The organism is Methylobacterium sp. J-078, from assembly GCF_022829285.1.
Classification (GTDB): domain Bacteria; phylum Pseudomonadota; class Alphaproteobacteria; order Rhizobiales; family Beijerinckiaceae; genus Methylobacterium.
In genome coordinates this window covers 1-9,582 of the sequence record NZ_JAKSYI010000087.1, presented here as the reverse complement: position 1 = coordinate 9,582, position 9,582 = coordinate 1, and the positions used below count along the sequence as shown (strand labels likewise).

Below are 9,582 nucleotides of genomic sequence, written 5' to 3'. Positions count from 1 at the left end.
GAGCCGAAGGCGTCGTGCTGCGCGTTGGCGTCGCAGCCGAAGGCCAGCGGGACGTCCTTGACGAGGCCCGGCCCCACGAAGGCCTTGGTGACGGTGAGCGCGTTCAGGCTCAGCGTGCCCCGGTAGAGCCCGTAGGCCTCCGTGTTCCCGTAATCGTACTGGGCAAAGCCCCCCGGCGCGTTGGTGGTGCCGGCGGGAAACTGCGCCCCCGACTTCAGGATGTAGAGGGAGAAGAAGTTCGTCCCGTAGGCCCAGGCATCCGCGTGCGACAGGTTGAGGATGTGCTTGGGCGCGTCCTGGTTGCGAAAGCTCACGTCCGCCCGCTGAACCTGGCTCCCCGGGTTCGCCGCGGGGAACTGGTAGCGGTAGCTCACCTGCGTGTCCGAAAACAGAAAGAACCCGGAGGGCACCTCCGCCGGCGCGGTCGGCGCCTTCTCCTTCGTGAGGTCGGCGCCCACGGCCGGCACCAGGGCGGCGAGGCCGATGGCCGCCGCCGCGAGCGGTCGTGCGAAAGTCTTGATCGTCATGACGTCCCCCGTGGGCTTGAACACCCGTTGCGGGACGTTTCAGCAACCGATGTGCCAGCGCGCCGGGTTCGGACCGCCGGGCGCCGCACAGATACAAATCTGCAACACCGGCGCGGTGGCCGCCGGGACATGCGGTTCGGCACCGCGCGTCGGCCGCGGCCGGGGCGGACCCCGCCGCCGCCGGCGCGCCGGTCGGCGCGATCCGGGGGTCGTTTTCCGGTCATGCGTGCGAGATCGTTGGGCGTGGTGCCCGGACGGCATCGGTGTGCTGCCGCGCCGAGGCCTGAAACGGCCCGCCGTTGCGGCGACGCGCAACTCGGCCCTACGATGCCCGCACGCCGCCGCTCGCCCCCGACCCCGGCGCTCTCCAGCATCGAGATCCCCTTGCCCGCGTCCCAGACCCGTGCCGAACGCCTGGCGGACGAGATCGCCGGCGAGATCCTCACCGGCGCCTTCCCGCCGGGCCTGCGCCTCGACGAACAGGTTCTCGCCCGGCGCTTCGGCGTCTCGCGGACGCCGGTGCGCGACGCCCTGCGCCTGCTGAGCGGAACCGGGCTGATCGACCTGCGCCCCCGCGCCGGCGCGACGGTGCGGACGATCACGCCGGACGAGCTCGACATGCTCTTCATCGCCATGGGCGAGGTCGAGGCGACCTGCGCCCGCCTCGCCACCCTGAGCATGAGCCCCACCGAGCGGGCCGCCCTGCAGAACCTGCACGAGTCCATGGGCCGCCTCGCCGAGGCGGGCGACCGGGAGGGCTACGCCGAGGCGAACCTGGCCTTTCACGGCGCCCTCTACGCGGGGGCCCACAACAGCGTGGTGGAGGAGATCGCGGTCTCCCTGCGGCGCCGGCTCATGCCCTACCGGCGGGCGCAGTTCCGCGCGCCCGGGCGCCTGCAGCGCTCGCACGCGGAGCACGGCGCCGTCGTACGCTCCGTCCTGTCCCGCGACGCGGCCGCCGCCAACGCCGCCATGCTCATCCACATGAGCATCGTCGAGGACGCGTTCGAGGCCATGGACGCCGCCCCGGCCCAGGACCGCGCCACGGCGGGGGAGAGCGCGCGCGAACGTGGCCCCGCCGCCGCAGGACCAGCGCCGCTGGAGCGTTTGCGGCGCTGAAATCCGCGCAGGAATGGCGCAGGATGCACCGCAACCATGCAGGTTCGGGCATAATTTGGGCGTGCCTCGCGCCATCCTTGCATACATCATCGGCTTGAGATTCGCGACACGGACGCCGCCTCGCGCCCCGTCGCGAGGGTTCCCTCCTCCCGCCCGGTGCCCCGGCATGACCCTGTCCCTCGCGGCCGAGCCCGCCGACGTCCCGTTCGATCCGGCCACCACCGCGCTGGTGATCATCGACATGCAGCGGGATTTCCTGGAGCCCGGCGGCTTCGGCGAGAGCCTGGGCAACGACGTCTCGCTGCTCCAGGCCGCCGTCGCTCCGATCCGCTCCGTCCTCGAGGCCGCCCGCGCGGCCGGCCTGCTCATCGTGCATACACGCGAGGGCCACAAGCCCGACCTCTCCGACGCGCCGCCGGCCAAGCTCGAGCGTGGCGCGCCGACCGCGCGCATCGGCGCGCCGGGGCCGATGGGCCGCATCCTGGTCCGGGGCGAGCCCGGCCACGGCATCGTGCCGGCGCTGGCGCCGGCCCGGGGCGAGGTGGTGATCGACAAGCCCGGCAAGGGGGCCTTCTACGCCACCGACCTCGGGGCGGTGCTGGCCGCGCGCGGCATCGCCACCCTGCTCGTCTGCGGGGTCACCACGGAGGTCTGCGTGCATACAACGATCCGCGAGGGCAACGACCGCGGCTACCGCTGCATCGCTCTATCCGACGGCTGCGCCTCCTACTTCCCCGAATTCCACCGGGTCGGCCTCGCGATGATCGCGGCCCAGGGCGGCATCTTCGGCTGGGTCTCGTCCTGCGGCGCGGTGGTGGAGGCCCTGGCGGGCGCTGCGCGCCCGAGCCGCCAGGACTGAGCGCGGCCCCTCGTTCGACACGGATTTCCAGGCGCGCGGGAGCGGCAGTCAAGCGAAAAGGAGTACGGGCATGGCGGCGGGCACACACGGGACGGGGCCGGCGGCGACCGGCATCGGCGGCGGCTTCCGGCCGGGGCTCTGGGTGCCGGGGGACTGGAACGCCTTCTTCGGCTTCGGCACCAACATCCTCGTCAACCTCCTGGTGCTCACCGGCCTCCTGCGCTTCGTGCTCGGCATGCCGGACGCGATCACCTTCGGACGCATCCTGCCGGCCATCGGACTGATGCTCTGCCTCTCCACCGCCTATTACGGCTGGCTCGCCTACCGGCTGGCGAAGGCGACGGGGCGCGACGACGTCTGCGCGCTGCCCTCCGGCATCAGCGTGCCGCACATGTTCATCGTGGTCTTCGTGATCATGCTGCCGATCAAGCTCGCCACCGGCGATCCGGTCAAAGCCTGGGAGGCGGGCCTCGCCTGGGTCTTCATCCAGAGCTTCATCCTGATGATCGGCGGATTCGCCGCCCCGGTGATCCGCCGGATCACTCCGCGGGCGGCGCTGCTCGGCACCCTGGCCGGCGTCTCCGTCACCTTCATCGCCATGCGCCCGGCGCTGGAACTCATCACCACCCCGGTGATCGGCGTCGTGGCCTTCGCGATCATCCTCCTCGCCTGGTTCGGGGGCCTGCGCTACCCGGGCCGCCTGCCGGCGGGCCTCGTGGCGATCCTGTTCGGGATGGGGATCGCGTGGGGCGCCAAGCTGTTCGGCCTCGACCTGGGCGGCGTCAGCGGGCCGGGCCTCGCGGCGGCCCTCCAGGGGATCGGCTTCTCGGTGCCGCTGCCGGCCGTCGGCCACGTCTTCTCAGGCTTCGACTTTATCGGGATCATCCTGGTGACCGCGATCCCGTTCGGCATCTACGACCTCGTGGAAGCCATGGACAACGTCGAGAGCGCCGAGGTGGCGGGCGATCCCTATCCCACCACCCGCGTGCTCACCGCCGACGGGGTCGTCAGCCTGATCGGCTGCCTGATGGGCAACCCCTTCATCAACGCGGTCTATATCGGCCATCCCGGTTGGAAGGCGATGGGCGGGCGCATCGGCTATTCCTTCGCCACCGGGGCGGTGATCCTGGCTCTCTGCTGGCTCAACCTCGTCTCGCTGCTCTCCAGCCTCGTGCCCGTGGTCGCGATCGCCCCGATCCTGCTCTACATCGGCATGCTCATCGGCGCGCAGGCCTTCCAGGAGACGCCGCACTCGCACGCGCCGGCCATCGTGCTCGCCTTCGCGCCGCACCTGGCCGCCTGGGCCAAGACCCTGATCGACGGCGCACTCGGCGCGGCCGGCACCAGCGCGGCGGCGGTGGGCCTCGCCAAGCTGGGGCAGGCGGGCGTGCTCTACGAGGGCCTGGGCGTCCTCGGCGAGGGCGCGATCCTCGGCGGGCTGATCCTGGGCGCCATCGCGGTGTTCATCATCGAGCGCGACTTCCTGAAGGCCGCCGCCTTCGCCCTCGCCGGGGCGGCGCTCACCTTCTTCGGCTTCATGCACGGCCCCGCCGTTGGCATCGCGGTGACGCCCGGCCTGGCGCTTGCTTACGCGATGGTGGCGGCGCTGCTCTACGCCGCCGCGCGCTCCACGGCGGCCGCACCGGCAAGACCGCCCTCGACTCACGCCGCCGTGGCGGCAGAATAGACGCCGCTCCGCGCGGTCGGGCTTCCGGCCACGCGGAGGGACACCTTCGGGAGGACGCTCATGTCGGAGCCCAACGACCCGCCGCCCGGCGGCCTCGACGCCTACATCGACGCGGCGGCCGGGCTGCTCGCCATTCCCCTCGATCCGGCCTGGATCGGCGCGATCGGCAGCAACCTCGCGGTCCTGCGCGCGGCCGCCGCCCACGTGGTCGAATTCCCCCTGCCCGACGAGGCGGACGCCGCCCCGGTCTACGAAGCATGAGCGGTCCGGACACGATGCCAGACCCCAGCACCATGACCGCCGAGGCGCTGGCGACGGCGTTCCGCGACGGAACCACGACCGCCTCCGCCAATGTCGCCGCGACCCTGGCGCGGATCGCGCGGGTCGACGGCGCGGTGAACGCCTTCACGGACGTGCTGGCGGAGCGCGCGGTCGCCCGCGCCGCGGCCCTGGACGCCGCCCGGGCCCGGGGGGAGCCTTGCGGACCGCTCGCGGGCGTGCCCTTCGCGGTCAAGAATCTGTTCGACATCGCCGGCCTGCCGACGCGGGCCGGCTCGAAGATCAATCGCGACCGGGCCCCGGCGACCCGCGACGGCGCCCTGGTGCGCCGCCTGGAAGCGGCCGGCGCGATCCTGATCGGCGGCCTCAACATGGGCGAGTACGCCTACGACTTCACCGGCGAGAACCTCCACGACGGATCGACCCGCAACCCGCACGACCTCGGCCGCATGTCCGGAGGCTCGTCCGGGGGCTCGGGAGGTGCGATCGGCGCGGGGCTGGTGCCGATCGCGCTGGGCTCCGACACCAACGGCTCGATCCGAGTGCCCTCGGCCTTCTGCGGCTGTTTCGGCCTCAAGCCCACCTACGGGCGCCTGACGCGGGCGGGCAGCTTCCCCTTCGTCGGCAGCCTCGACCATCTCGGCCCCATGGCCCGCAGCGTCATGGATCTCGCGCTGAGTTACGATGCGATGCAGGGGCCGGACCCGGACGATCCGGTGGCGACGACCCGGGCGGCCGAGGCGGCCCTGCCCGGCCTTGACGAGGGCCTCGGCGGCCTGCGCGTCGCCGTGGCTGGCGGCTACTTCGCGCGCGGCGGCGACGCCGAGGCATTCGTGGCGGTGGCGAGGGTGGCGCAGGCCCTCGGCGCCACGCGCGAGGTCGAGATCCCGGAGGCGGCCCGCGCCCGGGCAGCGGCCTACCTGATCACGGCGGCCGAGGGGGCAGCACTCCATCTCGACCGCCTGCGGACCCGCGGGCACGATTTCGACCCGGCCGTGCGCGACCGCTTGATCGCCGGGGCCATGATCCCGGCCCCGCTGGTCGAGCGCGCGCAGCGCTTCCGCCGCTGGTACCGCTCCGCCGTGCTCGACCTCTTCCGCGAGGTCGACGTGATCCTGGCGCCCGCCACCCCCTGCCGCGCGCCCCGCTCGGGGCAGACCACCTTCGTCCTCGACGGGGTGACCCTGCCGGTGCGGGCCAATATCGGCGTGTTCACACAGCCGATCTCGTTCATCGGCCTGCCCGTGGTCGCCGTGCCCGTGCGCCTCGACGACGGGCTGCCGCTGGGCGTCCAGGTCATCGCCGCCCCCTGGCGCGAGGACCACGCCCTGCGGGTGGCGTACCAGCTGGAGCGGGACGGCATCGTCCGGGCGCCCGTGGCGAACCTGTGAGCGAGACCGCGATGATCATCGACGATCCGGCCGTGAAGGCCGAGGTGGAGGCCGCCTTCGCGGCCTATGAAGCGGCCCTGGTGGGCAACGACGTACCGACGCTGGAAGCCCTGTTCCACGACGATGCCCGCACCATCCGCTACGGCGGGGGCGAGAATCTCTACGGAATGGACGCGATCCGCGCCTTTCGACGGGCCCGCTCGCCGGCGGGCCTGGCCCGCGACCTCAGGGACACGGTGATCACCACCTACGGCCGCGATACGGGGATCGCCATGACCCTGTTCACGCGATCGAGCGCGCCGGGACGCATCGGACGCCAGAGCCAGACCTGGATCCGTTTTCCCGACGGCTGGAAGGTGGTCGCCGCCCATGTCAGCGTCATCGACGGATGAGTCGCCCGCGCGGGCCCCGGCCCGGCTACGAATCCGGCGTGTCCAGCGCCTTGGCAGCCACTCGGCGCAAGCGGCCCCCGCGCTTCTCGTAGGCGAAGATCGACGCCAGGGCGCGGGTCTCCGACCCCTCCGGCGTAGGCGCAGATTCCGTCGGCGTCTCTGCGACCATGGGGGCGGAGACCGCCCGCCGCAGCAGGGCGAGGCGCACCACTTCCCGATCCTGCACGATCCGCGCGGCGGCGTCGGCCTCCGTCCGGACCGACGCGATGGCGCCGTCCGCGAAGCGGAGCTCAAGGGAGGCCCCGGGGCGGCCCCCGCCCCCGATCACATCGAGGCCGAATCCCGCCACGGAGGCCGCGAGGCCGAGGGGGCGGGGCAGGGGCCCGGTGGATGCCAGGGCGTCCCGGAGACCGCGCGCAATGCCGAGGCGCCGGGACGCCGGCTCCGGACCGTAAGACACCATGAAGTCCGCCAAATCCTCGACGCCCCGCGCGCTGCCATCGGGCAGGTGGAACACACCGGCCTCGTAGGATCCCGGACCTTCGCCACAGGTTCCGCCAAGAAGCAGGATCTCGCTCATCGGTCTTTCTCGTCCGATCATTCCTGCCCGCGCATGGTTCGCACGAAGAACACAGGCCCGCGTCGTGCATCCGATGCTCCAGACTGCGCTGTCAGACGCTTGTGTCGAAAACACGACAGCAGCATCCCGGACCGAAATCCTCGGCGCAACTCTGCGTCCGGGGAAGCAACCAAAGATCGACCTCCCCCCTTGACAGGCCGCGGCCGAAAATTGCCTAGAACGGTCGCATTTCCCAACTCCGAGGATTGTCCTCCATGCAGGTGATCGAGACGGACATCCCGATCGTGCGGCGCATCGTTCCCAAGCGGTTCGGCGACGCGCGGGGCTGGTTCTCGGAGACGTACCGGGCGGACGTGCTGGCGAAGGTCGGCATCACGGACGTCTTCATCCAGGATAACCAGTCCTTCTCGGCACCTCAAGGCACCGTGCGGGGGCTGCACTTCCAGCGGGCGCCGATGGCGCAGGCCAAGCTGATCCGGGTCCTGTCCGGCGCGATCCTCGACGTGGCGGTCGACCTGCGGCGCGATTCACCCACCTACGGGCAGCACGTGGCGGTGCGGCTCGACGCGGAGGCCGGCGAGCAGCTCTACGTGCCGATCGGCTTCGGGCACGGCTTCTGCACCCTCGTGCCCGACACCATGGTGGCCTACAAGGTGGCCGGCGGGGTCTACAGCCCCGAGCACGACGGGGCCCTGCTCTGGAACGATCCCGAGCTCGGCATCGCCTGGCCCGTCACGGAGGCCGAGGCGCAGCTCTCGGACAAGGACCGGGTCGCGCCGCGGCTGGCCGAACTTTCGCCCCCGTTCTGAGAACACGTTGTCCGGGCTGCGGGCCCGGCCCGATTCCTCGAGAGACCCTACCCCCATGCGCATCTTGGTCACCGGCGGCTGCGGCTTCATCGGATCGGCACTGGTCCTGCACCTGGTGCAGGACCTCGGACACGAGGTGGCGACGCTGGACGCGCTGACCTACGCGGCCAACCCGATCTCGCTCCAGCCGCTGGCCGACAACCCGAAGCACCGCCTCGTCGAGGCCGATATCTGCGACCGCCAAGCCGTGCACGCCCTCTACGCCGCGTTCCGGCCCGACGCGGTGATGCATCTGGCCGCCGAGAGCCACGTCGACCGCTCGATCACCGATCCGGGCGCCTTCATCCGCACCAACGTGGTCAGCACCCAGGTGATGCTCGACGGGGCTCTCGGCGGCCAGATGCATCACCGGGTCGGGCAGGAACGCGGCGGCGAGGGCGGGCACGGGTTGGCGGTCGCAGATATCGGCCTCGACGAGGCGGTGCGTCGGGTTGTCGGCCAGCGGCTGGAGCGAGATCGGGTTGGCCGCGTAGGTCAGCGCGTCCAGCGTCGCCACCTCGTGTCCGAGGTCCTGCACCAAGTGCAGGACCAGTGCCGATCCGATGAAGCCGCAGCCGCCGGTGACCAAGATGCGCATGGGGGTAGGGTCTCTCGAGGAATCGGGCCGGGCCCGCGGCCCGGACAACGTGGTCTCAGAACGGAGGCGAAAGTTCGGCCAGCCGCGGTGCGACCCGGTCCTTGTCCGAGAGCTGCGCCTCGGCCTCGGTGACGGGCCAGGCGATGCCGAGCGCGGGATCGTTCCAGAGCAGGGCCCCGTCGTGCTCGGGGCTGTAGACCCCGCCGGCCACCTTGTAGGCCACCATGGTGTCGGGCGCGAGGGCGCAGAAGCCGTGCCCGAAGCCGATTGGCACGTAGAGCTGCTCGCCGGCCTCCGCGTCGAGCCGCACCGCCACGTGCTGCCCGTAGGTGGGTGAATCGCGCCGCAGGTCGACCGCCACGTCGAGGATCGCGCCGGACAGGACCCGGATCAACTTGGCCTGCGCCATCGGGGTCCGCTGGAAGTGCAGCCCCCGCACGGTGCCTTGAGGCGCCGAGAAGGACTGGTTATCCTGGATGAAGACGTCCGTGATGCCGGCTTTCGCCAGCACGTCCGCCCGGTACGTCTCCGAGAACCAGCCCCGCGCGTCGCCGAACCGCTTGGGAACGATGCGCTTCACCGCCGGGATAGCCGTCTCAATCCTCCGCATCGGCTTTCCTCTCACTCATCAAATAGGATAGCTGTTTCTAAATCCTACCTCGGCAAAAAATGCAGTCTCTGCTGATCCAAAGCGCGGGCACAGTGCAGATTTCGCGGGCATTTAATGGCCCCATAAAAGCGGAAACAATGGCACGTTATATATACGAAGACGGTGAACCATGGCCTATGAGTGTAACTCAAGACACTTATGCGACATGATGTTCGAGTGCTAACGCTAAGCTTCCAAACCGTATGGAGCCGGGCACACCCGCCATGTCAAGGCTATGGTGCTGATGTTTCCGTTTTTGGCGCTTCGGGGCAAGAAGTTCACCGCGCGCTCGACGGCGGGCGCCTGTCATCCGACAGTGGTGTGCTGTTGCTTGCTGAGGCCGCGCTACGGTTACGAATGGCCGAGAAGCTCCCCCCCCCCCCCCCGGTAATTTTGATCCCACCCGCCCCGAACGGCGTCTCCACCCCGCCTTCTGCCGCGACTTTCCCAAACAATACATTGGCCGGGTGACCGTACACCTTCACCACAAAGTCGCAGACAATGGGGTTGTCTGACCCTTGGGGGGACCTTCCGGTCCATCCGTAACTGTAGCGCGGCCCCTGCAAGAAACATCACACCACTGTCGAAGGACAGGCGCAGCCCTCCGAGCGCGCGGGGACTTTGTTGCCCCAAAGCCCCAAAAACGGAAACAT

General features: G+C 70.6%; 9 protein-coding genes and 4 pseudogenes. 9 read left to right on the top strand and 4 right to left on the bottom strand.

What is annotated here, in order from left to right; translation table 11 throughout:
• Positions 1-527: pseudogene (locus MKK58_RS13865) on the bottom strand (hypothetical protein); the annotation flags it as partial.
• A 327-nt stretch (positions 528-854) separates the two neighbouring features.
• On the opposite strand from MKK58_RS13865, the gene MKK58_RS13860 reads away from it, so the two are divergent.
• The 6 genes from MKK58_RS13860 to hpxZ all read left to right on the top strand — a co-directional run bounded on the left by MKK58_RS13860 (position 855) and on the right by hpxZ (position 6,254).
• Entirely contained in the window at positions 855-1,646 is a 792-nt protein-coding gene (locus tag MKK58_RS13860) for a GntR family transcriptional regulator (protein WP_243912609.1), read from the top strand.
• A gap of 166 nt (positions 1,647-1,812) precedes the next feature.
• Positions 1,813-2,505, top strand: coding sequence for a cysteine hydrolase family protein (locus MKK58_RS13855; protein ID WP_243912608.1), 693 nt, complete (start codon positions 1,813-1,815; stop codon positions 2,503-2,505).
• A 70-nt stretch (positions 2,506-2,575) separates the two neighbouring features.
• On the top strand, positions 2,576-4,192 hold the full coding sequence (locus MKK58_RS13850) for a regulator (protein WP_243912607.1): 1,617 nt from the start codon (positions 2,576-2,578) through the stop codon (positions 4,190-4,192).
• Positions 4,193-4,252: 60 nt separating this feature from the next.
• Positions 4,253-4,453, top strand: a complete 201-nt coding sequence (locus MKK58_RS13845) for a DUF4089 domain-containing protein (RefSeq protein WP_243912606.1) — start codon at positions 4,253-4,255, stop codon at positions 4,451-4,453.
• A gap of 14 nt (positions 4,454-4,467) precedes the next feature.
• Complete coding sequence (locus MKK58_RS13840) at positions 4,468-5,862, top strand: AtzE family amidohydrolase (RefSeq protein ID WP_409565244.1); 1,395 nt, start codon at positions 4,468-4,470, stop codon at positions 5,860-5,862.
• A gap of 11 nt (positions 5,863-5,873) precedes the next feature.
• The gene (gene hpxZ / locus MKK58_RS13835) at positions 5,874-6,254 is read left to right on the top strand and encodes an oxalurate catabolism protein HpxZ (protein WP_243912604.1); all 381 of its coding nucleotides are present in this window, start codon (positions 5,874-5,876) and stop codon (positions 6,252-6,254) included.
• Between the two features lie 25 nt (positions 6,255-6,279).
• Here the strand turns inward: hpxZ and MKK58_RS13830 are convergent, their stop codons facing one another.
• Complete coding sequence (locus tag MKK58_RS13830) at positions 6,280-6,834, bottom strand: hypothetical protein (RefSeq protein ID WP_243912603.1); 555 nt, start codon at positions 6,832-6,834, stop codon at positions 6,280-6,282.
• Positions 6,835-7,088: 254 nt separating this feature from the next.
• Here MKK58_RS13830 and rfbC (MKK58_RS13825) point away from each other — a divergent pair, with 254 nt between their 5' ends.
• Positions 7,089-7,643: a dTDP-4-dehydrorhamnose 3,5-epimerase gene (gene rfbC, locus MKK58_RS13825; protein WP_243912602.1), complete on the top strand. Its 555-nt coding sequence runs from the start codon at positions 7,089-7,091 to the stop codon at positions 7,641-7,643.
• Between the two features lie 55 nt (positions 7,644-7,698).
• A pseudogene (locus MKK58_RS13820) lies at positions 7,699-8,031 on the top strand (GDP-mannose 4,6-dehydratase); the annotation flags it as partial.
• Here MKK58_RS13820 and MKK58_RS13815 read toward each other — a convergent pair.
• Both MKK58_RS13815 and rfbC (MKK58_RS13810) read right to left on the bottom strand, forming a co-directional pair.
• A pseudogene (locus tag MKK58_RS13815) lies at positions 8,032-8,280 on the bottom strand (NAD-dependent epimerase/dehydratase family protein); the annotation flags it as partial.
• Positions 8,281-8,335: 55 nt separating this feature from the next.
• Positions 8,336-8,890: a dTDP-4-dehydrorhamnose 3,5-epimerase gene (gene rfbC, locus MKK58_RS13810; protein WP_243912601.1), complete on the bottom strand. Its 555-nt coding sequence runs from the start codon at positions 8,888-8,890 to the stop codon at positions 8,336-8,338.
• Positions 8,891-9,164: 274 nt separating this feature from the next.
• Between rfbC (MKK58_RS13810) and MKK58_RS27145 the strand changes: the two are divergent.
• Positions 9,165-9,301: pseudogene (locus MKK58_RS27145) on the top strand (IS1380 family transposase); the annotation flags it as partial.
• Positions 9,302-9,582 lie beyond the last annotated feature (281 nt).

What these genes read in the sequence shown, in the direction of transcription:
- MKK58_RS13860 (WP_243912609.1), top strand. Translation starts at nt 855, where the DNA reads ATGCCCGCACGCCGCCGCTCGCCCCCGACCCCGGCGCTCTCCAGCATC.
- MKK58_RS13855 (WP_243912608.1), top strand. Translation starts at nt 1,813, where the DNA reads ATGACCCTGTCCCTCGCGGCCGAGCCCGCCGACGTCCCGTTCGATCCG.
- MKK58_RS13850 (WP_243912607.1), top strand. Translation starts at nt 2,576, where the DNA reads ATGGCGGCGGGCACACACGGGACGGGGCCGGCGGCGACCGGCATCGGC.
- MKK58_RS13845 (WP_243912606.1), top strand. Translation starts at nt 4,253, where the DNA reads ATGTCGGAGCCCAACGACCCGCCGCCCGGCGGCCTCGACGCCTACATC.
- MKK58_RS13840 (WP_409565244.1), top strand. Translation starts at nt 4,468, where the DNA reads ATGCCAGACCCCAGCACCATGACCGCCGAGGCGCTGGCGACGGCGTTC.
- hpxZ (WP_243912604.1), top strand. Translation starts at nt 5,874, where the DNA reads ATGATCATCGACGATCCGGCCGTGAAGGCCGAGGTGGAGGCCGCCTTC.
- MKK58_RS13830 (WP_243912603.1), bottom strand. Translation starts at nt 6,834, where the DNA reads ATGAGCGAGATCCTGCTTCTTGGCGGAACCTGTGGCGAAGGTCCGGGA.
- rfbC (WP_243912602.1), top strand. Translation starts at nt 7,089, where the DNA reads ATGCAGGTGATCGAGACGGACATCCCGATCGTGCGGCGCATCGTTCCC.
- rfbC (WP_243912601.1), bottom strand. Translation starts at nt 8,890, where the DNA reads ATGCGGAGGATTGAGACGGCTATCCCGGCGGTGAAGCGCATCGTTCCC.